At 70.2% G+C, this 24,872-nt stretch carries 23 protein-coding genes; 10 read left to right on the top strand and 13 right to left on the bottom strand.

Annotation, left to right across the window (positions count from 1 at the left end):
• Positions 1–4: 4 nt before the first annotated feature.
• A complete protein-coding gene (locus BJ964_RS01815; RefSeq protein ID WP_229806705.1) occupies positions 5–2,023 on the top strand; it encodes a response regulator in 2,019 nt (672 codons plus the stop codon).
• 45 nt (positions 2,024–2,068) lie between these two features.
• Positions 2,069–3,694 carry a serine/threonine-protein kinase gene (locus BJ964_RS01810; protein ID WP_229806706.1) on the top strand — a complete coding sequence of 542 codons (1,626 nt, stop codon included), beginning with the start codon at positions 2,069–2,071 and terminating at the stop codon, positions 3,692–3,694.
• A 25-nt stretch (positions 3,695–3,719) separates the two neighbouring features.
• On the opposite strand, the gene BJ964_RS01805 is transcribed toward BJ964_RS01810, so the two are convergent.
• Positions 3,720–4,499, bottom strand: coding sequence for an SGNH/GDSL hydrolase family protein (locus tag BJ964_RS01805; protein ID WP_188119029.1), 780 nt, complete (start codon positions 4,497–4,499; stop codon positions 3,720–3,722).
• Between the two features lie 224 nt (positions 4,500–4,723).
• Here BJ964_RS01805 and BJ964_RS01800 point away from each other — a divergent pair, with 224 nt between their 5' ends.
• Positions 4,724–5,101, top strand: coding sequence for a hypothetical protein (locus BJ964_RS01800; RefSeq protein ID WP_188119028.1), 378 nt, complete (start codon positions 4,724–4,726; stop codon positions 5,099–5,101).
• Positions 5,102–5,107: 6 nt separating this feature from the next.
• On the opposite strand, the gene BJ964_RS01795 is transcribed toward BJ964_RS01800, so the two are convergent.
• Positions 5,108–6,127, bottom strand: a complete 1,020-nt coding sequence (locus BJ964_RS01795; protein WP_188119027.1) for a LacI family DNA-binding transcriptional regulator — start codon at positions 6,125–6,127, stop codon at positions 5,108–5,110.
• A 135-nt stretch (positions 6,128–6,262) separates the two neighbouring features.
• Between BJ964_RS01795 and BJ964_RS01790 the strand changes: the two genes are divergently transcribed.
• From BJ964_RS01790 to BJ964_RS01765, 6 genes are all read left to right on the top strand, one after another.
• Complete coding sequence (locus tag BJ964_RS01790) at positions 6,263–8,233, top strand: beta-galactosidase (RefSeq protein WP_188119026.1); 1,971 nt, start codon at positions 6,263–6,265, stop codon at positions 8,231–8,233.
• Complete coding sequence (locus BJ964_RS01785) at positions 8,230–9,093, top strand: carbohydrate ABC transporter permease (protein ID WP_188119025.1); 864 nt, start codon at positions 8,230–8,232, stop codon at positions 9,091–9,093. Before BJ964_RS01790 ends, BJ964_RS01785 begins: the two co-directional genes overlap by 4 nt.
• The gene (locus BJ964_RS01780) at positions 9,090–9,914 is read left to right on the top strand and encodes a carbohydrate ABC transporter permease (RefSeq protein ID WP_188119024.1); all 825 of its coding nucleotides are present in this window, start codon (positions 9,090–9,092) and stop codon (positions 9,912–9,914) included. The genes BJ964_RS01785 and BJ964_RS01780 overlap by 4 nt, the downstream gene beginning before the upstream one ends.
• Positions 9,915–9,939: 25 nt before the next feature.
• Positions 9,940–11,253: an ABC transporter substrate-binding protein gene (locus BJ964_RS01775; protein WP_229806707.1), complete on the top strand. Its 1,314-nt coding sequence runs from the start codon at positions 9,940–9,942 to the stop codon at positions 11,251–11,253.
• Entirely contained in the window at positions 11,250–13,286 is a 2,037-nt protein-coding gene (locus tag BJ964_RS01770) for an alpha-galactosidase (protein WP_188119022.1), read from the top strand. Before BJ964_RS01775 ends, BJ964_RS01770 begins: the two co-directional genes overlap by 4 nt.
• Positions 13,287–13,368: 82 nt before the next feature.
• Positions 13,369–15,504, top strand: coding sequence for an ATP-binding protein (locus BJ964_RS01765; protein WP_188119021.1), 2,136 nt, complete (start codon positions 13,369–13,371; stop codon positions 15,502–15,504).
• Here the strand turns inward: BJ964_RS01765 and BJ964_RS01760 are convergent.
• The 3 genes from BJ964_RS01760 to BJ964_RS01750 are packed head-to-tail and all read right to left on the bottom strand — an operon-like array spanning position 15,498 to position 17,623.
• Positions 15,498–16,244, bottom strand: coding sequence for an energy-coupling factor ABC transporter permease (locus BJ964_RS01760; protein WP_188119020.1), 747 nt, complete (start codon positions 16,242–16,244; stop codon positions 15,498–15,500). The two genes, BJ964_RS01765 and BJ964_RS01760, sit on opposite strands and share 7 nt — an antisense overlap.
• Positions 16,245–16,304: 60 nt before the next feature.
• On the bottom strand, positions 16,305–17,054 hold the full coding sequence (locus tag BJ964_RS01755) for a ferredoxin reductase (protein WP_188119019.1): 750 nt from the start codon (positions 17,052–17,054) through the stop codon (positions 16,305–16,307).
• The gene (locus BJ964_RS01750; protein ID WP_188119018.1) at positions 17,024–17,623 is read right to left on the bottom strand and encodes a sulfite oxidase-like oxidoreductase; all 600 of its coding nucleotides are present in this window, start codon (positions 17,621–17,623) and stop codon (positions 17,024–17,026) included. The genes BJ964_RS01755 and BJ964_RS01750 overlap by 31 nt, the downstream gene beginning before the upstream one ends.
• 77 nt (positions 17,624–17,700) lie before the next feature.
• Between BJ964_RS01750 and BJ964_RS01745 the strand changes: the two genes are divergently transcribed.
• Positions 17,701–18,135, top strand: a complete 435-nt coding sequence (locus tag BJ964_RS01745; RefSeq protein ID WP_188119017.1) for a nitroreductase family deazaflavin-dependent oxidoreductase — start codon at positions 17,701–17,703, stop codon at positions 18,133–18,135.
• On the opposite strand, the gene BJ964_RS01740 is transcribed toward BJ964_RS01745, so the two are convergent.
• The 8 genes from BJ964_RS01740 to BJ964_RS01705 all read right to left on the bottom strand — a co-directional run bounded on the left by BJ964_RS01740 (position 18,132) and on the right by BJ964_RS01705 (position 24,868).
• Positions 18,132–19,310 (bottom strand): adenylosuccinate synthetase, encoded by a 1,179-nt coding sequence (locus BJ964_RS01740; protein WP_188119016.1) that lies wholly within the window; start codon positions 19,308–19,310, stop codon positions 18,132–18,134. The two genes, BJ964_RS01745 and BJ964_RS01740, sit on opposite strands and share 4 nt — an antisense overlap.
• Positions 19,307–20,266 carry a hypothetical protein gene (locus BJ964_RS01735; RefSeq protein WP_188119015.1) on the bottom strand — a complete coding sequence of 320 codons (960 nt, stop codon included), beginning with the start codon at positions 20,264–20,266 and terminating at the stop codon, positions 19,307–19,309. The genes BJ964_RS01740 and BJ964_RS01735 overlap by 4 nt, the downstream gene beginning before the upstream one ends.
• A 12-nt stretch (positions 20,267–20,278) precedes the next feature.
• On the bottom strand, positions 20,279–21,319 hold the full coding sequence (locus BJ964_RS01730; protein ID WP_188119014.1) for a molecular chaperone DnaJ: 1,041 nt from the start codon (positions 21,317–21,319) through the stop codon (positions 20,279–20,281).
• A 73-nt stretch (positions 21,320–21,392) separates the two neighbouring features.
• Positions 21,393–22,142, bottom strand: a complete 750-nt coding sequence (locus tag BJ964_RS01725) for an NUDIX hydrolase (protein WP_188119013.1) — start codon at positions 22,140–22,142, stop codon at positions 21,393–21,395.
• 216 nt (positions 22,143–22,358) lie between these two features.
• Positions 22,359–22,772, bottom strand: coding sequence for a PIN domain-containing protein (locus BJ964_RS01720; RefSeq protein ID WP_188119012.1), 414 nt, complete (start codon positions 22,770–22,772; stop codon positions 22,359–22,361).
• Positions 22,769–22,990 (bottom strand): type II toxin-antitoxin system VapB family antitoxin, encoded by a 222-nt coding sequence (locus BJ964_RS01715; protein ID WP_188119011.1) that lies wholly within the window; start codon positions 22,988–22,990, stop codon positions 22,769–22,771. Before BJ964_RS01715 ends, BJ964_RS01720 begins: the two co-directional genes overlap by 4 nt.
• A 240-nt stretch (positions 22,991–23,230) precedes the next feature.
• On the bottom strand, positions 23,231–23,521 hold the full coding sequence (locus tag BJ964_RS01710) for a DUF1540 domain-containing protein (protein WP_188119010.1): 291 nt from the start codon (positions 23,519–23,521) through the stop codon (positions 23,231–23,233).
• Positions 23,522–23,722: 201 nt separating this feature from the next.
• Positions 23,723–24,868: a DUF5925 domain-containing protein gene (locus tag BJ964_RS01705; protein ID WP_188119009.1), complete on the bottom strand. Its 1,146-nt coding sequence runs from the start codon at positions 24,866–24,868 to the stop codon at positions 23,723–23,725.
• Positions 24,869–24,872 lie beyond the last annotated feature (4 nt).

The raw sequence follows: 24,872 nt of genomic DNA, 5'->3' as shown, positions 1-24,872 counted from the left end.
TGTCATGGCTTACCCCCTCCGGTACGCGCTTGCCGACCTCGCCCTCGCGCTCAGCCGAGCGGCGTCGGATCCGGCGGAGGTCCGATCCACGGCCGCCCGCGCCGCCGCCGACATGATCGGTGACGGCGCGGGGGTGCAACTGCTCCGTGAAGACGGCCGGTACGAGGAGATCGCGTACCACCATCTCGACAACGAACGACAGCCCTCGCTGGCCCTGGCGCTGAACCGGGCCGGCCAGACCCCCGACGACGAGTACTCGACCACACTGGCCGCCAGCCGCCGCCCGATCGTGCTGGCCGGGGAGTCGGCGGCCGCGCTCGCCAACCCCGAGTTGTCGATCACCGCGGCCGTGCTGATCCCGGTGATCGTGGACAACACGTACGCGGGTCTGCTGATCCTGACCCGGCACACCCCGGACGCCTTCTACTCCACCCCGGAGGTGGAGCTGGCCCGGGACATCGCCGGTGAGCTGTCGCTGGCGATGAGCAGCGCCCGCGCCCAGGAGCGGCTGCGGGTGGCCGAGGACCGGTACCGCCGGGTGCTGGAGACGATCCCGGAGGGTGTGCTCCAGCTGGACCCGAACGGTGTGGCCACGTACGCCAACGAGCCGATCGGCGTGGTCCTCGGCCTGCCGCGGGCCGAGCTGATCGGGGTGTCGCTGCGCGGCTTTCTGGACAATGTCGGGCAGAAGGAGCTGGACCGCCGGATCGCCGAGTGCAAGACCGGCCGGTCCACGGTCGGCGCGACCCGGCTGATGCGGGCGGACGGTTCCCGGCGCAGCGTACGGATCAGCATGATGCCGGTCCAGGACGAGAACCACGAGTTCATCGGTGTCCTGTGCATGATCACCGACACCACCGACCACATCGACGCGCGGGGCCTGAAGCGGCAGCTGGACCATCTGCGGCGGCTGGACAGCCTGGGCCAGTTGATCGGTGGGCTGTCGCACGACTTCAACAACCTGATGACCGTGGTGGCCGGCTCGGCGGACATGATCCTGACCAGTGCGGAGGAGGGGTCCTCGCACTACCAGCTGGCCAAGGACATCCTGGACGCGGTCGGGACCGGGCGGACGCTCACCCACCAGCTGCTGGCGTTCGGCCGCAGCGAGGGCGGCCGTCCCGAGGTGATCCCGATCCCGGACCTGCTCACCGACGTGCAGGCGCTGTTCAGCCGGACGCTCGGCGAGCACATCGGTCTGGACCTGGCGTTCGGCCCGGAGGTGTGGCCGATCCGGGCCGAGCGGGGCCCGCTGGAGCAGGCGCTGGTCAACCTGGCCGCGAACGCCCGGGACGCCATGCTGCACGGCGGCATGGTCCGGGTGACCGCCACCAACAAGGTGGTCGAGCCGGGGCAGCTGGCCGAGGGCGCGCCCACCGGCAAGCTGGTGCACCTGGTGGTCACCGACACCGGCGCCGGCATGGCCGAGGAGGTCCGCCGCCGGGCGCTGGAGCCGTTCTTCACGACCCGTCCGACCGCGGCCGGGCTGGGCCTGGCCACCGCCGCCGGGATCGTGCACAACCTGGGCGGGTACATCGAGCTGGAATCACAACCCCGGATCGGTACGACGGTGCACATCTACCTGCCGGCGGCCGAGCAGAGGGGCGGTACGGCGGGGGAGCGTCAGCGGCGGACCGCCGTGATCGGCCGGGTGCTGATCGTCGAGGACCAGCCGGACGTGGCCCAGCTGGTGCGCCGGCTGATCGAACCGGCCGGCTACGAGATCGCGGTGGCCACCGACGCGCTGATGGCGGTCACCGAGGTGGCCTCGGGGGCACGGCCGGACCTGCTGATCACCGACGTGGTGATGCCGACGATGACCGGGCCGGAGCTGGCCGGGGCGCTGCGGACGCATCAGCCGGATCTGCCGGTGCTGTACATGTCCGGGTACACGGCGGCGTCCCTGGGCCCGCAGTTGCATCTGGACGAGAACAGCATGCTGCTGGAGAAGCCGTTCACCCGGTCGACGCTGCTGGGCGCGATCCGCTCGCTGTGCGGCCCTCAACCGCCAGTGTCAGGATAATGACCCCAACTTGCCGAAATTTCGGGCAAAGTGCAGTATTCCGGGGTGGCTGAGGACCAACTCGTCGGGAACTCGTACCGCCTGATCCGCCCCATCGGACAGGGCGCGACCGGAACCGTCTGGCGGGGAGAGCACCATCCCACCAGCGAACCGGTCGCCGTCAAGCTGCTCCACGAGAGCCTGCTCCGGCAACCGCGCCTGGTCACCCGGTTCGTCCAGGAGCGGACCATCCTGTTGATGCTGCGGCATCCCAACGTGGTCCGGGTCCGCGACCTGTTCAGCGTCGGCGAGACGCTCGCGCTGGTGATGGACCTGGTGGACGGCGGCAATCTGCGCGATCACCTGCACCGGGACGGGACGATGCCACCCGCCGAGGCGGCCCGTCTCGCCGCGCAGATCGCCGCGGCCCTGGCGGAGGCGCACGAGCTGGGCGTCATCCACCGGGACCTGAAACCGGACAACGTGCTGCTGGACGGTGACGGCCAGACCCGGCTCACCGACTTCGGCATCGCCCGGATCCTCACGCTGCCCAGCATGACCACCCCGAACGCGGTGGTCGGCACGCCGCACTACATGGCGCCCGAGGCGTTCCACGGGACCACGCCGAGCGCGGCCACCGACGTGTACGCCCTCGGTGTGCTGCTCTACGAGCTGGTCTGCGGCCGTCCGCCGTACCGCTCCGATTCGATCCCGGAGCTGATGCGCCTGCACGCGGAGGGGAAGCCGGAGCGCCGCGACGGCATCCCCGATCCGCTCTGGCGGATCGTGACCGAATGCCTCTCCGGCAAGCCGCGCCTGCGTCCCAGCGCCGCCGAGCTGGTCACCGACCTGACCGCGCTGGCCGCCAGCCTGCGTTCGGCGCCCGCGCTGCCCCGGGCGCCGGCCGCGGAGCCCGAGGTCCGGGCGGAGGAGGCCGGTCCGCGCAAGCCGCCGGTGCCCGGGCCGCGCCGCCGTCCGGGGCGTGACGCTCCGGCCGGCCGCTGGTCCCGGCGGGGCGCGATCGCGGCGCTGACCGTCGGTGCGATGCTCGTCTCCGCGATCGCCACCACGGCCTGGCACCTGAACCGGCAGGACGACGAGAACCCGGAGGCGGCGCCCACCATCGCGGTCGCCCCCAGCGTGCCGCCGCTCGCCCGGGCGGCGCCTCGTTCCGGCGCTCCGCGCCCTCCGGCCGACCGATCCGGGCGTCAGCACCGGGCGGCGAAGGGCGTCGCGCTTCCCGCGTCCCAGCCCAAGACCGCGGCGGTACGGGCGAAGCGTCCCGCCCCGGCCCGGACCACCGCCCGGTCGCCCCTGCCGGAGGGCGGAGCGCGCGGCCCGTGGCAGTGCGCGCAGGGCCTGGTGTTCGACCTGCCGAGCCGGACCGCGGTGGGCCCGCGCCCGTGCCATTCGACCGGCCGTGACGTCCGGTTCCAGGGTTCGCTGACCGCTCCGGCGGGTGGCCGCGCCCGGGTCGAGGTGACCCTGCGTGACGCCGCCACCGGGCGGACCGTCGCCGGGCCCACCACCTGCGATCTGAGGTTCACCCGGCAGAGCTTCATCCGTGGGTGCGGTCCGGCCGCCGCCAGCCCGCGCCGGGGCCGCACCTACACGGTGGTGATGTCCTACCGGTACGTCCGCGACGGCCGGTCCTTCGTGAACACCGCCCGGGGCCACACCTTCACGTGGTGAGGCCCCGTGGCGCCGTCCGGTGGCGTCAGCCCGCCGCGCCGGTGAAGGCCGGCAGGTATCCGCTGGTGTAGCCGCTGCTGTTCGGGTGGTACGAGTTCTGCGGCGGGATGATCGTCAGCCCGTTGAGCCACGGCCGTGACGAGCACACGCCGTGCCCGGTGAACTCGTCGCGCACGTCGGACCAGACGAACCCGGCCGCCGCGGCGCGCTGCTGGATCATTTCGTCGAGGACCCGGGCGCCGTCGTTGATCGCCCGCCGTTTGGCCGTGCTCATCTCGCAGATCAGCGCCGCGGTGTCGAAGATCAGCGGGTAGGAGAGCACCACCACGCGGGCGTCCGGCGCCTTGGCCCGGATCGCCGCGTACGCCGCGTCGAGCTTGCCGGGCAGGGTGTTCGCGACGTACGCCTTCCCCTCGTTGACCTTGGTGGCGCAGGCCGAGTCGCTGGAGGTCAGGCAGGTGACGACGGTCGGCGCGAACCCGGCGTCGTTGCCGCCGATGGTGATGCTGACCAGGTCGGCGCCGGCGTTGATGGCCGGCGCCTGGGTGCGCACGACGTCGTCGGTGGTGGCGCCGCCGCACGCCAGGAACTGGAAGGACGCCGGGCTGTTGGCCGCGGCCCACTTCGGCCCGTAGGCGTTGTTGCTGCGCAGGCAGGTGCCGGACTGGCCGGGCGCGCCGACGCCGGAGGAGTACGAGTCGCCCAGGGCGACGTAGTCGATGCTCGCCGCCTGGGCGGGTGCGGCGAGGGCGAGGCTCAGGACGGACGAGGTGACGAGACAGGTGAGAACGGTAGCTCTACCCATCGGTGGCCTCCGATGCTCCACGTGGGGATCCGGGGACCGAAGCGCTTCGGTTACCGCACGGTAAGCCCGCTTTCCGAGAAAGGGAATCCCGTGAAATTCTTGTTAAGAAGTAGTAACATCCATCGATGTGACCTGGGGCTATCACGCAAGGTCATGTTTCGTGCGCGACTCGCCGGCCAGCGAATCCTCAGCGGCTTTCCAGGCACCCGCGCTAGCGTTCGATCATGGAGGAGAGCAGGGCCCGCCGGGTCGTCACCCGGCTCCGGGATCGTGACGTTTTCGCTCATCTGAAACTGCCGAGCGCCGGGCGCTCCGGCTACGCCGTCCGCATCGTGCTGGCCGACGGCCGCGAGGCGCTGTGGGGCGACGACGGATCGGCCGCCCTCAAGGCCCAGGTGATGCGGGACGGCGTGCTGGTCGGCTTCGTCGACTCGATCCCCGGCTCCGAGGACTACACCGACGACCAGATCGTCGACGCCATCGCGGCCGCCGACTACGACCGCCCGATCGGTCGTTCCGTCCGTCCGGCGGTCACCCGCCGGATGTCGCCACCGCCGCCACCCCCGAGCCTCGCCGATCGGTGGCGCGGCTTCCTCGGCTAGGCGGGGTCAGGCGGAGTCGCGCAGCACCAGCGGGGTGGGCAGCAGCTGACCGCCCGGATCGGGGTGCTCGCCGCCCAGTTGACGCAGCACCAGCTGGGCCGCGCACGAGCCGATCTCCTTGGCCGGCTGGTGCACCGTGGTGAGCTGCGGCTGGCAGCGGACCGCCCACGTGCTGTCGTCGAAGCCGACCACGCCGATGTCGCCGGGAACGCTGCGCCCGGCCTCCCGCAGCGCCTCGAGGGCGCCGGCCGCGATCGCGTCCGAGGCGGCGAAGACCCCGTCCACGCCGGGATCGCGTTCCAGTAGCTCGCGCATGCCCTTGACGCCGGAGCCGTAGTCGTAGTGCGGGACCTCGGCGACCAGCTCCTCGTCGAAGAGGGGGCCGAGGGCGGCGCGGAACCCGGCCAGACGGTCTATGCCGGAATCCCGGTCCAGCGCGGCGGCGATCATGCCGATCCGCCGGCGGCCGCCGGTGAGCAGGTGCTCGGTGATGGCACGGGCCGAGCCGACGTTGTCTATCCCGACGAAGGGGATGGTCCGGTCCAGGTCGGGCGGGTGGCCGACGAACGCGGCCGGCAGCGAGAGATCGCTGATCACCTTGATGATCGGGTCCCGGGTACGGGCGGACACGACGATGGCGCCGTCGACGAAACCGCCGCTCAGATAGCGGGCGACCCGCTCGGTGTCCCGTGACGACTCGACGACCAGGCTGACCATCTGGTGGTCGGCCAGCGACAGCGCCGCGTTGGCGCCCAGCATGATCGAGCCGATGTTGGGGTCGTCGAGGAAGAGCGAGTGCGGCTCCAGCGCGACGAAGGCGACCGCCTGTGACCGGCGCATCTTCAGCGCCCGTGCCGCATTGTTCGGCACGTAGCCGACCTCGGTGATCGCCGCCTCGATGGCGGCACGCGCTTCGGCGGAGACGTAACCACCGTTCAGGACTCGGCTCACGGTGCCCCGGGACACGCCGGCCGCGGCCGCGATGTCGTGCACGGTGGCGCGTTTCTGAGGCTGGGGCCGGGACATGCGATCAACAGTAGCCCGCCCGCTATTGACCTCTTCGCAGGCCAGTCCTACTGTGTGCACGTTCACACATCCGTAACCGCCATGAGGGTTCGCGGAAATGTGTGCACGTGCACACATCCGCTGACCAGGAGTGCTATGAAATTCGTGCGCATGCCGGTACCGGGCGTCAGCCTGGGCTGCGACTACAACCCGGAGCAGTGGTCGCCGGACGTCTGGCGCGAGGACGTCGCGCTGATGCGGCAGGCCGGGGTGGATCTGGTGGCCGTCAACATCTTCGGCTGGTCCAACCTGGAGCCGAGCCCCGGGGAGTACCGCTTCGACGACCTGGACGAGGTCGTCGAGCTGCTGCACGCCAACGGCATCAAGCTCAACCTCGGCACCGGGACCTCGTCCCCGCCGCCCTGGCTGACCAGCCGCTACCCCGAGGTGCTGCCGGTCGCGGAGGACGGCACGACCCGCTTCCCGGGTGGCCGGCAGGCCTGGTGTCCCAGCTCCCCGGTCTTCCGGGACCGGGCCCTGGACCTCGTCTCCCGGGTCGCCCGCCGGTACGGCAAACACCCGGCCCTGGCCCTGTGGCACGTCTCCAACGAACTGGGCTGCCACAACGCCCTCTGCTACTGCGAGACCAGCGCCGAGGCGTTCCGGAACTGGCTGCGCGGCCGCTACCGGAAGATCGAGACGCTGAATGCGGCCTGGGGCACCTCGTTCTGGAGCCAGCGGTACAGCGACTGGTCGGAGATCCAGCCGCCCCGCCTCGCGCTGTCGCTGCGCAACCCGGCCCAGATCGTCGACTTCCACCGGTTCAGCTCCGACGAGTTGCTCGGCTACTACCGCGCCGAGGCCTCGATCCTGAGGACGCACTCGGAGACGCCGGTCACCACGAACTTCATGGTCACCGCCCACATCCGCAACCTGGACTACTGGTCCTGGGCGCCGGAGATGGACGTGATCGCCAACGACCACTACCTGGACCACCGCCTCGGCGACCCGGTCGCGGAGCTGTCCTTCGCCGCCGACCTGACCCGCGGCCTGGCCGGCGGGCGCCCGTGGATGCTGATGGAGCAGGCGGCCGGCGCGGTCAACTGGCAGCCGCACAACCTCACCAAGGCGCCCGGCGAGATGATCCGCAACTCGCTGACCCACGTGGCCCGCGGCGCCGACTCGATCTGCTTCTTCCAGTGGCGGGCGTCGGCCCAGGGCGCCGAGAAGTTCCACTCGGCGCTGCTGCCGCACGCCGGCACCGACACCGTCGCCTGGCGCGAGGTGCTGAAACTGTCCGAGACCCTGGACCGGATCGGCGAGGTGGCCGGCACCGAGGTCGAGGCCGACGTGGCCCTGCTGTTCAGCTGGGACTCGTGGTGGTCGGCCGAGGGCGAGGCGCGGCCGTCGCAGGCGGTCACCTACCTCGACCAGGTGCACGCCGCCCACCGGGAGCTGCGCGGGCTCGGCGTGACCACCGACGTGATCGCGCCCGGCACCGACCTGAGCCGCTACCGGCTGGTCGTCGTCCCGTGCCTCTACATGGTGTCGGACGAGCACGCGCGGGCGATCGCCGACTACGTGGCCGCCGGCGGGCGTGTGGTGGTCACCTTCTTCAGCGGCATCGTCGACGAACGGGACCGGATCCGGCTCGGCGGCTATCCCGGCGCGTTCCGGGACCTGCTCGGGGTGGTGGCCGAGGAGTTCGCGCCGCTTGGGCCCGGAACATCCGCCCAGCTGAGCAACGGCGGGACCGGCACCCTCTGGACGGAACGGCTGCGGGTCACCACGGCCTCGATCGAGGCCGAATACGTGGACGGGCCACTGCCCGGGGTCCCGGCGATCACCCGCAATGAATACGGCGACGGCGTCGCATGGTACGTAGCCACTAAAACGGATATGTCCGATCTACTCAAAGAGGCGACCGGGCGGAGTGGAAGAACCGGCGACGTCGAGATCGTCCGGCGCTCGGGGGACGGCCGCAGCTACCTCTTCGTCATCAACCACGGGACCGGTCCCGTCGAACACCCCACCACCGGGTACGACCTCGTCGCCGGCCAGGCGATCAGCGGGTCGCTCCGCGTCGAGGGCGGCGGAGTGGCCGTGGTCCGAGAGGAGGCCCGGTGAAAGCCCCGAAGAAGGCCCTGCTGTTCTTCATCCTCCCGTTCGGCCTGCTGTTCACCGCGTTCTACCTGGCCCCGATCCTGTACGCGATCAAACAGTCGCTGTACAAGGTGGAGCGAAGCGGCACGTTCGGCCCGGCGGTCGAGGTGTTCGGCGGCCTGACTCAGTACCAGCGGGTCTTCAGTGACGGCCCGTTCTGGGAGTCGATCGGCCGGGTGCTGCTGTTCGGCATCGTGCAGGTGCCGGTGATGCTGGGCCTGGCCCTGTTCCTGGCGCTGCTGCTGGACTCCGGCCTGGTCAAGGGGCGGCGGTTCTTCCGGCTGGCGTTCTTCGTCCCGTACGCGGTGCCCGGTGTGGTCGCCGCGATCATGTGGGGCTTCCTCTACTCGCCCAGCCTGTCCCCGTTCGACGCGGTCACCGGCAACGTCGACCTGCTCAGCGCCGACCTGGTGCTCTGGTCCATGGCGAACGTCGTGACCTGGGTGTACGTCGGCTACAACATGCTGATCATCTACTCCTCGCTGCTGGCCATCCCGCAGGAGGTGTACGAGGCGGCGTGCATCGACGGCGCCGGCGCGATCCGGACCGCCTGGTCCATCAAGATCCCACTGGTGATGCCGGCGATCGTGCTGACCACCGTCTTCTCGATCATCGGCACCCTCCAGCTGCTGGCCGAGCCGCAGGTGTTCCGCACCTTCAGTTCCGCGGTGACCAGCACGTACACGCCGAACCTGACCGTGTACTCCACCTCGTCCATTCCGAACTTCAACCTGGCCGCGGCGTTCTCGGTGGTGCTGGCCCTGGCCACGTGCCTGCTGTCGTTCGCCTTCCTCAAGGTCACCCAGCGGGGAGGCGACAAATGAAGCGTGTGACACCGATGGTGATCATGGGGGCGGCGACCTTCTACTTCCTGGTCCCGATCTGGTGGCTGTTCGTCGCCGCGTCCAAGACCAGGAGCGAGTTCACCTCGACCACGCCCCTCTGGTTCGCCGACTTCGCGCTGACCGACAACCTGAAGGAGCTGTTCGCGTACCGGGACGGGGTCTTCCTGCGCTGGATGCTGAACAGTGTCGTCTACACCGGCGGGGCCGCGCTGCTCGGCACGATCCTGGCCGCCATGTGTGGATACGCCCTGGCCAAGTACCGTTTCCGGGGCCGCGAGGCGATCTTCAACATCGTCCTGGGCGGGGTCCTTGTGCCGGCCACCGCACTCGCCCTACCGTTGTTCCTGATCTTCAGCCAGTTCGAGGCGACGAACACCTTCTGGTCGGTCTTCCTGCCCAGCCTGGTCAACCCGTTCGGCGTCTACCTGGCCCGGATCTACGCCACCGCAAGCGTCCCGGACGAGCTGCTCGAAGCGTCCCGTCTGGACGGCTCCGGCGAGATCCGCACCTTCTTCACCATCTCCAGCCGGCTGATGTTCCCGGCCCTCGTGACGATCTTCCTGTTCCACTTCGTCGCGGTCTGGAACAACTTCCTGCTCCCGCTGATCATGCTCGGCGAGGAACGCCTCTTCCCGGTCACCCTCGGCCTCTACACCTGGAACACCCAGGTCAACCAGCTTCCCGAGCTGCGGATGCTGGTGCTCACCGGTGCGCTCGTCTCCATCGTGCCCCTGGTGATCGCCTTCCTGCTCCTGCAGCGGTTCTGGCGCAACGGCCTCGGCTCCGGCGCCATCAAGTAACCCCCCTTAAGAAATGAGGATCGAAATGCGCGCTCTCAGTGTCGTGCTGGTCTCAGCACTCGCACTCGGTGCCTGCTCGTCCGGTGGATCTTCCGAAACCGCCGCCGATTCACCCAGCTGTGCCCCTTCGGAAGGCAACGTCACGCTGACCTACACCACCTGGATCCCCGGGATCGAGAACGTGGTGAAGGTCTGGAACGACAAGAACCCGAACATCCAGGTCAAGGTGCAGACCGGCCCGAACGGCAACGGCGGCACCTACGCCAACTTCTTCAACCAGCTCAAGGCCGGCAACGCCCCCGACCTGGGCCACATCGAGTACGACGCGCTGCCCAGCTTCCGCGTCCAGGACGGCCTGACCAACCTGGCCGACTGCACCGAGGTGACCGCGGCCAAGGACCAGTTCGTCGACTGGACCTGGGGCCAGGTCACGTTCGGTGAGGAGAACTCGGTCTACGGCATCCCGCAGGACGCCGGGCCCATGGCGCTCTTCTACCGCAAGGACCTGTTCGAGAAGAACAACATCCCGGTGCCGACCACCTGGGACGAGTACGCCGCGGCCGCCGAGAAGGTGAAGGCCGCCGGTGGGTACATCACCAACTTCTCGCAGAGCGACATCAACCAGTTCGCCGGCTTCGCCTGGCAGGCCGGTGGCCGCTGGTTCGCCAACGACGGCAGCAAGTGGACCGTCAACCTCCAGGACGAGGCCACCACCAAGGTCGCCAACTACTGGCAGGGCCTGATCGACAAGAAGCTGGTCTCGTCCGTGCCGCCGTGGACCACCGAGTGGGACAACGCCTACAACACCGGCCAGGCCTGGACCTGGACCTCCGCGGTGTGGGGCGCCAACTCGATCATGTCCGGCGCCCCCGACACCAAGGGCAAGTGGGCGGTCGCCCCGATGCCGCAGTGGACCTCCGGCGCCACCGTCGCCGGTAACTGGGGCGGCTCGTCGACCGCCGTCTTCAAGGGCTCGAAGCACCCGTACGAGGCCGCGAAGTTCGCTCTCTGGCTGAACACCTCCGAGGAGGCGCTGACCCTGCTCAACAAGGAGGCGCAGCTCTACCCGGCGACCAAGGCCGGCGCGTCGCTCCCGGCCCTGTCCCAGGGAGTCGAGTTCTACGGCGGCCAGAAGATCTACGATGTCTTCGCGACGGCCTCCGGCCAGGTCGCTCCCGACTTCGTCTGGGGACCGACGATGACCAGCACCTACGCCACCGCGTCGGACGGCTTCAAGGCCGCCGTCTCCGGCAAGGGCACCCTGCTCGACGCGCTCAAGACCACCCAGGCCAAGACCGTCGAGAACCTGAAGTCCCAGGCCATCCCGGTCGCCGAGTGACCGTGTTCCACCTGCGCGCCGCGGGTGTCAGCCTCGTGCTCGACACCCGCGGCACCGCCGCGCGCATCCTCCACTGGGGTCCCGGCCTGGGCGACCACCTCCCCGCCGGGGACGCCTTCGTGCCCGCGGTGCCACCGAGTTCGATCGACGTACCCCTGCGTCTTTCTCTCCTGCCCTCCCTCGCAGAGGGATGGACCGGCCGGCCCGCGCTCTCCGCGGGTCCGCTGCGGCTCATCGATGCGCACGCTTCCGAAAACACCGCTTTTGTACGGCACTCGAGCCCCGATTCCACGCAAGAGGTATCCACGGAGCTGGAGATGTCCGCGGAGGGCGTCCTGCGACTGCGGCACCGGCTGACCAACCGTGGCGACGCCGAGCTGACGGTCCCCGGCCTCGACATGCTGCTCCCGATCCCGGACAGCGCCGCCGAGCTCCTCGACTTCACCGGCCTCTGGTCGCACGAGCGGCAGCCGCAGCGTGCCCCGCTGCGGCACGGCGTGTGGAGCCGGGAGAGCCGGCACGGCCGCCCCGGCCACGACGACGCGTTCCTGATGATCGCCGGGGAGCCCGGCTTCGGCTTCCGGGCCGGCCGGGTGTGGGCCGTCCACCTCGCCTGGAGCGGCGACAAGCGGATCTGGGCCGAGCGGAGTGCCCTCGGCTACGGCGTCCTGGGCGCCGGCGAGCTGCTCAGCCCGGGGGAGATCCGGCTGGCCCCCGGCGAGTCCTATGAGACGCCCTGGCTCGTCGCGGTCTTCTCCGACGCGGGACTCGACGGCCTCTCCGATCGCCTGCACCCGTGGATCCGCGCCCACTCCCCGGCGCGGCTGCCCCGCCCGGTCGTGCTCAACACCTGGGAGGCGGTCTACTTCGACCACGACCTCGGTGTGCTGAGCGACCTCGTCGACGCCGCCGCACTCGTCGGTGTCGAACGGTTCGTGCTGGACGACGGCTGGTTCGCCGGCCGCCGCGACGACCGGCGCGCCCTCGGCGACTGGTTCGTCGACGCGGAGGTCTGGCCCGACGGCCTGCACCCGCTGATCGCCCGGGTGGAGAAGGCCGGCATGGACTTCGGCCTCTGGGTCGAACCGGAGATGATCAGCCCCGACTCCGCCCTGGCCGCCGCCCACCCCGACTGGATCCTGGACGGCGGCACCGGCCCCACCTGGCGATGGCAGCGTGTCCTCGACCTCACCAAGGCCCACGACTACCTGCTGGACCGGCTGTCCGAGCTGCTCACCGAGTACCCGATCGCGTTCCTCAAGTGGGACCACAACCGGGACCTGCTCACCCCGCACTCCGGTCGGCAGACCCGCGCCCTCTACCGCCTGCTCACTTCGCTGCGCGCCCGGTTCCCGCACGTGGAGATCGAGAGCTGCGCCTCCGGCGGGGCCCGCATCGACCTCGGCATCCTCGAACTCGTCGACCGGTTCTGGACATCCGACACGAACGACCCGCTGGACCGGCAGTCGATCCAGCGCTGGACCGGCGTGCTGATCCCGCCGGAATACCTGGGCGGGCACCTGGGTGCGGCCACCGCACACGTCACCGGGCGCACCTCGGCCCTCGGGCTGCGCCTGGCCACCGCCCTGTTCGGCAGCGCCGGCATCGAATGGAACCTGACCGCCGCCAACGCCTCCGAGCGGGAGCGGATCGCCGCCTGGATCGCCGAGCACAAGCGTCTGCGCCCCCTGCTGCACACCGGCCGGGTGGTCCGCGCCGACTCGCCCGACCCGGCGCACCTGCTGCACGGGGTCGTCGCCCAGGACCGCACACACGCCGTCTTCGCCCTGGTCACGCTGGGCGCGCCGCGGGCCGCCCTGCCGCCGCCGATCCGGCTGCCCGGCCTCGACCCGGACCGCCTCTACACGGTCCGCCCGATCGGTGTCCCACCCCGGACCCTCCAGGACGCCCCACCACCGTGGCTGGCCGCCGGCTCAGCCACGGTTACCGGCCGCTTCCTGGCCGAGGTGGGTCTCCCCGCCCCGCTGCTCACCCCGGAGCAGGCCCTGCTCATCGAGGTCTCCCGCCACTGACAGCGGTCGACCTCAGCAGATGCCGTAACCGGCCGATCAAGGCTGAAGGTAGGTCGGTTACGACCTGGAGGTCTCGGTTGCGATGAGTTACCGGCGCTCTCTTGCGCGAACCGCACTGTTCGCACTCGCCTACACCGCCGCGGTGCTTCTCGGGCGGCAGACCGCGATCGAGCCGGGCGGTGTCGGCCTGGCCTGGCCCGCGGCCGGAGTATCGGCGATGTGGTTCTGCGCCCAGCGCCGCGCCCGCGCACGCTGGGCGGATGTCGTGGCGCTCCCGGTGGCGCTGCTCGCCACGACGGCGGTGACCACGACCCCGGCGCCGTACGCCGCTCTGGGTTTCGGTCTCGCGGGCGTCACCGAGGCGATGGTGTTCAGTCGACTGCTGTCCTGGTGGGGACCGAACCTGTGGGGCGCCGGTGGCGCCGAGCCGTTGCGCCGCCCGCGCGACCTGTGGGGTTTCCTGGCCGCGGCGGTCGGCGGGAGCCTCTGCGGCGCCGGCCTCGGGGTCGTCAACGAGCGCATCTTCCAGGGCAGCCTCGACTGGTCACATTTCACGCTGTACCTGACCCGGCACACGGCCAGCATCCTGATCGTCGGTTCGGCCGGGTTGTTCGCCGGGTCGGCCCTCGCCGTTCTCCGTGACCGTCACGGCTCGGCCGGCGGATGGTGGCGGGACCACCTGCGGACGCTGACCGGGACCCCGCCATGGCGGAGCGCCGAGTACGTGGTGATCGTCGTCGGCACCACCTGTGCCTACATGATCGGTTTCGGTAACACCGCCCACCTGCCGCTGGCGTTTCCGCTGCTGAGCTGGACCGTGCTGGTGGCCATCCGGCTCAGCACCCCGTTCCTGCTTCTGCACAACATGGCCATCGCCGGCATCGCCGTGCACTACACACTCGCCGGGACGGGACCGTTCGCGCGCATCGCCGGCCCGCTGACCCAGGGCATCATCGTCCAGCTCTTCCTCGTCCTGGTCACGGTGGTCGGGCTGGCTCTGGCGCTGGCACGCGACGAGCGAAACGTGCTGCTGGCCGAGCTGGCCGCCGAGAAGGCGGAACTCGCCAGGGAGAAGACCGAGCTGGCCGCGCAACAGATGCTCACCGCCGCGCACGCCGATCTGCTGTCCGCGATCATCGATTCCATGGCCGACGGCCTCGCCGTGATCGAACCCGACGGCCGGGTGTCACTGCGCAACCCCGCCTTCACCCAACTGCTCGGCGGATCCGGCCACCCGGAGCCCGGCTCCCGCTTCGGCCTGTTCCGCCTCGACGGCACCCGGTACGGCGACGACGATCTCGGCAGTCTGCGCGCCCTCGCCAGGCAGGATGTACCGGAACGGGACGCCCTGATCCGCAGACCCGGTCTACCCGACGGCCGCATCGTGCGGACCACCGCCACACCGCTGCTCCGCCGCGACGGCACCCGCAGCACGGTCGTGCTCCTGCACGACGTGACCGCCGAACGACGGCACCGCGACGAACTGACCAACTTCGCCGGCGTTGTCGCTCACGACCTGCTCAACCCCCTGGCCAGCGTCGACGGCTGGACCACCGCCGCGGCCGACGCGCTGTCGGACCTGCCCGCCCATCCCAGCCTGGACCAGGCGCGCACCGACCTGACCCGGTCGGGGCGGGCCGCGGCACGGATGCGGGGACTCATCGACGGCCTGCTCGCGTACGCCACGGCCCGTGAGGCGGCCCTCGCCCCGGCGCCCGTGGACCTGGCCGCGGTCGTCGCCGACATCGCCGAAGCGCGCACGGACGCGGCCGGCGCCGTCGGTGCGCTCGAGCCCCGGTTCACCATCGGCGAGTTGCCACCGGTGCAGGTCGATCCGGTGCTGCTACGTCAGCTGCTGGACAACCTGATCGGAAACGCGATCAAGTACACCGCCGCCGGAAACAGGCCGGCGCTGACCATCACCGCCCACCGCGACGGGAACATGGTCGAGATCCGTATCGCGGACAACGGCATCGGCATCCCGAAGGGGCAGCACGACGCCATCTTCGGCAATTTCCACCGCGCCCACTGCGACGGCGGGTACCACGGCACCGGCCTGGGCCTGGCGATCTGCAAACGCATCGTCGAACGTCACCACGGCACGATCACCGCGACCGACAACCCGGACGGCGGATCCTGCTTCATCCTCTCCCTGCCCGCGGCGCTGGACACCGCGCCGCCCACGATGCTCCGCCCCCGCATGACCCTGCCTCAGTAGGCGGTGTGGCCGCGGCGGCGGACGACGCGGTAGAGACTCTCCGGCTCGTCGGCGACGGCGGCCAGGGCCGGGGGCGGTGTCCGCTTGACCCGGGGGCCGGTCACGGCGTGGACCAGGGCGGGCCGGAACCGGGCGACCGCGACCACCGCGGCCGCGGTGATCAGCCCCTCGCCGATGCCGATCAGCACCTGGGTGCCGACCATCTGGCCGGTCAGCCCGGTCAGCGGCGGGTCGCCGCCGAGGGCGTACTGGAGGCCGGCGCCCGCTGCGGCCGCCCCGGCGCTGACCATGGCGGTGGTCAGCGCGATGGTGGCCAGCCCGTCCGGGTTCCGCGGCAGTCCCCGCAGCAGGGCGGCGACCAGCAGATACGCGAAAGCCGTGCCGAGGATCGCCAGGTTGAGGACGTTCAGGCCGAGGGTGCTCAGGTCGTCACCGAACAGCAGGCCGTCCAGGATCAGCACGGTGGTGACGGTGAGCGCGCCGATCCACGGTCCGACCAGCATGGCGGCCAGCGCCCCGCCGATCAGGTGCCCGTGGACGCCGGGCAGCAGATGGTTGATCAGTTGCGCGGCCAGCAGGAGCACCACCAGCAGGCCGGCCGTCAGCGCCGACGGCCGGTCCAGATGGGTGCGGGCCCGGGCGGCGCAGAATCCGAGGGCGGCCACGGCGGCCACCGAGAAGGCGATCGTGACCGGTGTGCCGACGGTCCCACCGGCCACGTGCATCGCTGTCGCTTCCATGGGCGTACTCCCCAGCCTCGTCCGTCGAAGCTGGTTCGTGGCCGGGGAGTGCATGGATGTCTATGCGCCGCCGAAACGTTCGGTGCGGATGCGTTTCGGGTCGTGTCCGAGAGCGACCAGCATGTCGGCGGCCGTCTCCACGAACGTGGTGGGGCCGCAGACGAAGCAGTCCGGCTGGAAGTCGGGCGGCCACCCGTACGTGTTGACCGTCGCCACGTCGATCCGCTTCGGTGGATGCGGCCAGTCGTCCGGCGCCTTGCGGGTCCAGACGAACCGCACGTCCAGCCCGGAGTCCTCCCGGCCGCGGCGGCGCAGCTCCTCGGCGTAGAGCGCGTCCTCCGGCGTACGCACCGAGTAGATCAGCCGGAACGGCTGCCGGCCGCCGGCCAGCGAACGCGCCCGGATCATCGCCATCAGCGGCACCACGCCCGAGCCGCCGGCCAGCAGCAGCACCGGCGCCGTGGCGGTGTCCCGCCAGACGAACCAGCCGCCGACCGGGCCGCGCACCTCGATCTGATCGCCCGGCTCGACCACATCGGTCAGGTACGGCGACACCTCGCCGTCCTCCAGCCGCTGCACCGAGATCTCGACCGGGCCGTCACCGGGCCACGCCGAGGCGATCGAATAGCTGCGCTGGGCCTGGTAGCCGTCCTCGGCGGTGAGCCGGATGTCGAGGTGCTGCCCGGCCAGGTGCCCGGGCCACTCGGGGATGTCGAGCACGAGGGTGCGTGCCGACGGTGTCTCCCAGCGGGCCGCCACGACGGTGGCCACCCGCCAGGTCAGTCGCCGTGATACCGCTGCTCGCGCCATGGGTCTCCGTACATGTGGTAGCCGGCGTCCTCCCAGAAGCCGGGCTCGTCCTCGTGCATCATCCGGAAGCCGTCCACCCACTTCGCCGACTTCCAGAAGTACAGGTGCGGGATCAGCAGCCGGGCCGGGCCGCCGTGCTCCGGGTGCAGTGGCTCGCCGTCGTACTCGTACGCGATCCAGGCCTTACCGTCGAGCAGGTCCTCCAGCGGCACGTTCGTGGTGTAGCCGCCGTAGCTGTGCGCCATCACGTAGTCGGCGGCGGACTCGACCTCCTCGAACAGGGTGTCGATCGCGACGCCCTTCCAGGTGGTGCCGAGCTTCGACCATTTGGTGACGCAGTGGATGTCGACCGTGATCTCCTCGGCCGGCAGCGCGGTGAACTGTTTCCAGTCCCACGTGTGCTTCTCGCCGGTCTCGGTGACGATCGTGAAGTGCCAGCGGTCCAGCGGGATTCGCGGGGTCGGCCCCGCCGAGAGCACCGGGAAGTCGTGTGCGAGGTACTGACCGGGCGGCAGATCGGGTGGCGACTCGCGCCGCCGCCCGCCGAAGCCCCGGGAGATGATGCTCATGAGGTACGAGTAAACCTCACGATCGTCACCGACGTGTGTCCGCGTGGGATCCGGGCGCGCGGGGTAGGGTCGGGATCATGCCGTTGACGGGTGAGTACGCCCCCAGCACATCTGACTGGGCGCGCAATCAGGCAGAGAAGTACGAGGCCACCGGCGGTGCCGAGGCCAACGACATCCTGGGCAAGCCGATCATCGTATTGACCAGCGTCGGTGCGAAGAGCGGGTTGCTGCGCAAGACCGCGTTGATGCGGGTCGAACACGAGGGGGAGTACGTGGTCGTCGGCTCGCTCGGCGGCGCCCCCAAGCACCCGGTGTGGGTCTACAACATCCGGAAGAACCCGCTCGTCGAGCTCCAGGACGGGCCGCTCAAGCAGGACTACACGGTCCGTGAGCTGTCCGGCGGGGAGCGCGAGACCTGGTGGGAGCGCTCGGTGAAGGCCTTCCCGAACTACGCCGAGTACCAGACGAAGACCGACCGCCAGATCCCGGTCTTCCTCCTGACCCCGGCCTAGCGCGACTTCTTGTCCGCGGCCCCGGGGCCGTGCGACTCCACGAGGACCGGCGCGCCCAGGTGTGTGGCGATCGCCTCGCACCAGTCGCCCGGCCGGTACATGCCGGCCGGGCGGGCGCGCCGCAGCCGCTCGCCGAGGCGCTCCTGGTGGCCCAGGTCGCGGGGTGGGCCCGGCTCGATCCGGTCCCAGGACTCGCCGTCCACCTCGTAGGCGGTGCAGATCCGCAGACTCAGGGAGCGGTCCGGGACGTCCAGGTGGGTGATCGCCAGGGCGTCGACGCCGCCGGCCACCTCGACCGCGTACCGGTGGGCCACCGCGTCGAAGTGGCCGACCCGGAAGTCGCCCTGCCACGGGTCGCGGCCGTTGTGCGCCTCCGGCAGATCCAGCGGTGCCTCGGTCACGAACGGGCCGGCGCCGTGCCGGGTGGTGTATGTCCTGGTCACACCGAGTCGCAACAGATCCGGGCAGAGTGACAGGGCGTTGTCGAACGTCGTCGTCGACCACGTCGTGTGCGGATGCCAGCCCCGCCATTCGTCGAGCAGCACCCCCTGGGCGCCCTCGAACACACACGGCCCCTCAGCGAGCAGGCGGGACGTCCAGGACGGGCCGACGATCCGGACCGCCTCGCCGAACGCGACGAACGCCTCCATCACGTCGTCCAGCGGTGGCCCGGGCACGTCGAGCGCCTCCCGGACGGCCGCCAGGCGGCGCCGGAGTCTCGCGGGGGACAGCACGTCGGCGACTTTCGGCGCATCGGGGTGCTCAGACGCGTACGCCATCGTCTCTCCGACGCCCATGCCGCACGAACCGTGCCGAACCGCACGCTCCCGCCGCTGGTTCGCGGCGCGATGCCACGGAGTGGCGAGCAGTGCCTCCCCGTCCACGGTGAGCAGGTGGAACGGGTTGCCGAGCGCGGCCGCCTCGCCGGCCAGCGAGAGCGGGTCCACCACCATGAACCGGGTCAGGTGGGTGGGCACGCCGCGCAGCGTGCCCGACCCGAACTGGCTGAACGTGTGATGCCGCCCGTCCTCGGTGATCACGTTGTGCGCGGCCTGCGCTCCCCCGTTGAAGCGCAGGACGGCCCGTTTCTCCTCGGTCGCGCAGAGGAAGTCGACGACCGTGCCCTTGCCGGCGTCGCCGTACCCGAGGTCGACGACCGCGACGTGCCGGCTCACAGCCGCTGGTTCCCGCCCGCGCCCCCGCCCGCGATCTCGAACGACGACCGCACCACCGGCGTCCGCTGCAACGGCGACAGTGCCCGGCCGACCGTGCCGCCCGCCGCCGAACCCACGTCGGTCAGGTCGGCGATGCCCTCCTCCAGGTCGATGGCGTCCTCGCCGAGGCCCACGGTCAGCGCGATCGTCTCGCAGACCGCGTCCAGGTCGTCGAGTTCCAGGACGTTCTGCCCGAGCAGCTTGCGCCAGCGCGACAGCACCTCCTTGTCGCCGCTGTGGTGGGCCGCCGTCGGCAGGATGTAGTAGACGTCGAACTTGCGCTTCAGCTCGGCCAGGATGTCCTCGGTCGGGATCGGCTCGCGCAGCTCGTCGCCGATCACCGCCCGCACCTCGCGCGGCTTCACCCGGGGGTACGGCATCTCGTCCCCGATGATGAACAGATAGCCCTTGCGCCCCCGGTTGATCAGCGAGTCCAGGATCGTGTGCCGGGCCATGAAGTACAGCGCCAGCTCGTAGGACTCGTGTTTCTGGCCCCCGCCGCCGCCCTCCAGGACGATCTTCGCGAGGCCCTCGTCCATCCGGTTGTCCGACTCGAACTGTCCGATCTGGAGCGGCGCCCGGTCGCAGGTGGCGTCGCCGATCGCCCCGAACATGATCTGCGGGTCGACCGCGTAGCCCTTCCGGGTGAGCAGCCCCAGCAGCTGCGGCAGCTTGGTCTGGAGAACCCGCGGCACGTTGCCCATCGACCCGGTCACGTCGAACAGGACCGCGATCGGCGTGCTGAACGGGTGCTCCTCACTGTCCCGGGCCTCCCGCATGAAGACCCCGTCCGGGTCCAGGTCGGGGTGCGCGGTCCGGGCTCCGGAGTCGCTGTACGCGAACGCGCTCCTCCCGGTCGCCGCCCGGAAGTCGGCGGCCGCCGTGTAGACGTCGGTGGACCAGTGTCCGCTTCCCATGTCGCTCTCTCCTCAGTTCCGGTACCGCTGGGGGATGATGTCGTCGAGTTCGCCCAGCAGCGCCCAGGCGTCCTGCGGCCGCATCCGCGGCGCGTCATAGGTGCATCCGGCGGCGAACCGCCGCAGCGGCTCGGGCATCCGCGACCCCATCAGCCGCGTGATCAGCCCGGTCGCCATGTAGATGTCGGTGGCGGGACCAGCGAGCCTGTCGTTCAGCACCTCCGGCGGGTAGGCCGACTGCCGTGCTTTCACTATCGCCCTAGGTCGATGTCCCGCATAGCACCAGTCGATGATCACGAGGCCGCGCATCTCCCGATGGATCAGCACGTGCTCCTCCAGGAGTGCCCCGTGCGTGACCCCGGCCCGGTGCGCCCAGCCCAAACCGGTCAGCAGCCGACGCCAGATCCAGAGCACCTCCTGCGGCGTCGCTTCCTTCACGTGAGCCAGGCTGACCATGCCGTCCTGCCGCTCCAGCACGTTCACCCGGCGCCGGCAGCGCCGCTCGTCCTCGTAGACGAAGCTCTCGACCAGCCGGGCCGCGTAGGGCCGGAACCGCGGATCGCCGTCCCTCCACAGTCTCTGGAGCGTGGCGGCCTCGACCTCCATCAGGTCGCTGTCACCCGGATGCCGGGGGATCTTGATGACGGCCTGGCCGTCGGCGTACAGCTCCGCGAGGTCACCGTGGGCGAACACCTCGCCCATCCGGTAGGCGCGGCGCCGCCCGTGCAGCACCGGCGCCTCTGATTTCTGCTTGTAGAGAGCGGAGAGCCTGGCGAAGGCGTCCGTCGCGGTCGCCCTCCGGCCCGCGCTCACCGCGTCCGGGTGGACCAGCTTCGCCCATTTCTTGTACGCGTACCCCGCGCGATTCCTACCGGTTCCGCTGTCGCCGGCGCCGTTGAGCAGATCCCCGAAGCTGGCCGCCGTCATGATCCGCGCGACCGCCTCGTCGAACCCGATCTCCGGCTCGCGGGTCTTCACAGTGGACGGCCATCCGGTGGCCGCGCTCGCCGTCCTGGGGTGATCGGTGACGCCCGTGCCCCGGAATCCGCTCATCGCGCCACCTCCGCTTCGCTCCGGCGTCGCAATGAGGTAATGACTGAGCTGAATGATTCGCTCGCAAGCTCGCTCATCGCACCCGGTCCTCCCTGGTCGGCCGGAGCAGCGCCGGGTGCAGCAGCCGGGCGTCACCGGCCCGGTACAGCTTCGCCCGCGGCCCGCCCCGCTCCCCGCCCTTCGCCGTCGTCTCGCCGGTGCTCTCCACGAAGCCCGGAACCGATAGCACCTTCCGGTGGAAGTTGCCGGCGTGCAGCTCCTCGCCCCACACCGCCGCATAGACCTGCCGCAGCTCGCCGATCGTGAACTCGGGCCCGGTGAACGCCGTGGCGAGCGGCGTGTACTCCAGCTTCGCCCGCGCCCGCTCCAGCCCGTCGGCGAGGATCTCGTCGTGGTCGAAGGCCAGATCCTTCGCCTCTTCCACCGGGACCCAGTAGGCGCGTGCCGCGTCACTGCCGGCCGTCGGCTCGGGCAGGCTCGGCGCGAACGCCAGGTAGGCCACCGAGACCACGCGCATCCGGGGGTCACGGCCCGGATTCCCGTACGTCTGAAGCTGCTCCAGATGCACCCGTTCGAGGTCGCCGGCACCGGGCGTCAGCCCGGTCTCCTCGGCCAGCTCCCGGAGGGCCGCCTCGCCGAGCGTCTCCTCGCGGACGAACCCGCCCGGCAGGGCCCGGTGGCCGGCGAAGGGCTGCTCGCCGCGCTCGACCAGCAGCACGCTGAGCCGCCCGTCCCGGATGGTCAGCGCCACCACGTCCACGGTCACCGCGACCGCGGGGTAATCGCTCGGGTCGTAACCCTCGAGGAAGCTCGCCTCATCCATCGGTCTCGTCCTTCTCGCCCTGAGTCGATCTCGAAATGAGTATTACTCGATCTGAGTGCAACCTAGCGCGCGATCGAGCAGTCGTCAATGGAGGCAAGGCCGACATCGGCCAAATCTTCGACAACACGGCCGCATCGCCAACGGCACTTCGATCGTCGCGGCGGCACCGAACGGGCGCGCCGGCAGCTGGCCTATTCGGGCCGACGAAACCTCATGTCAAGGGAGGTCGAGGACCCGGCGCTCGGACAGGTCGGGAAGGTGCCGGGCGGCGGTGACGAAGTCGTTGTCGTCGTGCAGGACGGTCAGCCCGCCGACGGCGGCGCAGGCGCAGATCAGGAGATCCACGCAGGACAACGCCCGATGCGCACCGGCTCGCATCAGGCGGTACTGCGCTGAGTCCACCCACTGCCATGCGCTCTTGGGCACCGTGACGTCCGGATACAGATCGGCGAACATCGAGGTCATCTCCTCGTACTCGTCCCGCCCGCGAGCCGAGCGACGAAACTCGGTGCGTTGCGGGCGGCACGATCCGATGGCGTAGTCCGAGATGACGCCGGCCCAGGCCTCTCGCAGCGCATCGTCCCGCAGGATGCGCCAGACCGCTGATGAATCGATCAGATATCTGATCACTCGGTCGGTGCCTTGCCCGCGCGATGCAGGTCCTTCCAGCCTTCGTAGTCCCATCCCCGGGCTGCTGTCGCGTGGTGATCGAGCGCCGCGATCCGTCGATGGCGGGCCGCATACTCACGCAGTGCCAGGTTGACCGTTTCCTTCTTGCTCTTGGCTCCGGACAGCCTCATCGCCTCGGCGAGCGCGTCATCGTCCAGATCGATTTGAGTGATGGCCATCCGACCTCCTGTTGGTGATGTTTAGACACATCAAACACTACCAACATCGCTGGGTTGGTGCGCCCGCTGGCTGTACTCCCGCGCCGCCATCGAGCAAGTTGGTCAGGCCGGTTGGCGGGCCGGCCCGTGGCGCGCGCTGGTTCGCCGCCGGCGCCTGCTCAGCGGTCGAAGCCGCCATGCTTCACGCCACGAAACCGCCGCCTCCCGGTCGGTGAGGCGGCGGTTTCGTGGCGGAATCGGTCAGGAGTGCTCGTACGTGAGGCAGTCCGCCTTGTCCGCGGAGGCTCCCACGGTGATGGCCGGAGCCTGACACTCGAGGTCCTTGTTGTATTTGCAGTCGGCGCGCTTACAGGCGCCCACCTGGGCGGTCGCGATGCCCATGCCGCCGGAGAGCCCTGAGCCCGCGAACGTGTCACAGGCCGAGTTGCTCTCACTGATGGTGATGGCGAACGCCGTGCAGCCGTCGTGGTTGTAGCCGCAGTCGGTCACGGTGCAGGTCTGCACGCGGGGCATGTTCATCATCTGAGTCATGACGGTTCTCCTTCGGTCAGCGGCTATGTCTGTCCGCTGCGAATGTAACCATTTCCCCGGAGTTCCGCACCTTATTCAAGTAACATTCCCGTGAATAGGCATTGATAAGGAGAGGCTTACTTTAATCAATTTAGGTAAGCCAATCCTGAGACAATTCCGGTGCATAGTCGATCACCGTCGACACCGTCCGGCCTTGATCTGTTAGAGGTACATTCCGGTGGATGGAGCCTGCTTCGGAACGGTGACCGGCTGGGTGCCGCTCCGCAGCGCGTACAGCTCGGCGAGCGTCGCACCCTCTGGGCCGATGCCGGCGGGCGAGCCCATCCAGGCAGCGGCCTCGGCGTACGACAACCGGCCGACCTCGATACTCGCCAGGCATCGCCCCGGACGGACCACCGCCGGGTGCAACGCGGCCAGATCCTCGTTGGTGGTGATCGCGATGAGCGCGTTGCGGCCCTGGCCGAGCAGCCCGTCGGTCAGATTGAGCAGACGGGACAGGGACTGTCCGGCACTCATCTTGGCCTCGCCGCGAATCAGCTCGTCACAGTCCTCCAGCATGAGCAGGCGCCACTTCGGATCGTCGTCGTCGCCACTGCCGAGTGCCACGTTCATCAGGTATGCCGGGTCGCCGAAGAGCCGATCCGGGTCGAGCACGCAGTCCACCTGACACCAGGAGCGCCAATGCTGGGCCAGCGCGCGCAGCGCGGTGGTCTTGCCGGTGCCGGGTTCACCGTGCAACAGCAGAAGCCGACCGTGCACCGCGGAACCGTCCATCGCCATCAGCCGTTCCAGGGTCTCGGCCACCGGACCGGCATAGTTGGGCCGGATCTCCTCCCAGGGTGCCGCGTCGATCTCGCGCTGGGTCCGGCGCGGACCGTGCGGGCCGTAGTGCCAGAAGCCGATCGGCACCGTGTCGGCCGCCGGCGGCGGCTTCTCGACCGCGCCCTCGGTGGCCGTGGCGAGAAGTGTCTCGGCGAGCTCGGCGCTGGTCGCGGTGACCGTGACCCGGGCCCGGCGGCTCTGCTTCCAGAGGGTGACGTGCAGTGTCCAGCCGTCGCCGACGCTGAGCCGGCCGTGCCCGTCCTCCTCCACGGCGTCCCGGACGACCCGGGCGTCCGGGACGGTCAGGGAGGCGTCGGTGCGGACATTGTCCAGGTAGGTGGTTCGCCCGAACGGCTCCCGCCCGGTGACGAAACCGTCGAGGGCGAGCAGGTCGACCACGTCCACCAGCCGGTCGCCGTCGTCGACGGAACCGGTCAGCGGCAGGACGGCGCGGGACGGCGGCACGGCCGCCGGCTCCGGCGGGCGCCCGGCGGCCCGGTCGACGGACTGGTGAGGGGTACGCATGCCC

Source organism: Actinoplanes lobatus, from assembly GCF_014205215.1.
Classification (GTDB): Bacteria; Actinomycetota; Actinomycetes; order Mycobacteriales; family Micromonosporaceae; genus Actinoplanes; species Actinoplanes lobatus.
This window is presented reverse-complemented; position numbering and strand designations above follow the sequence as displayed.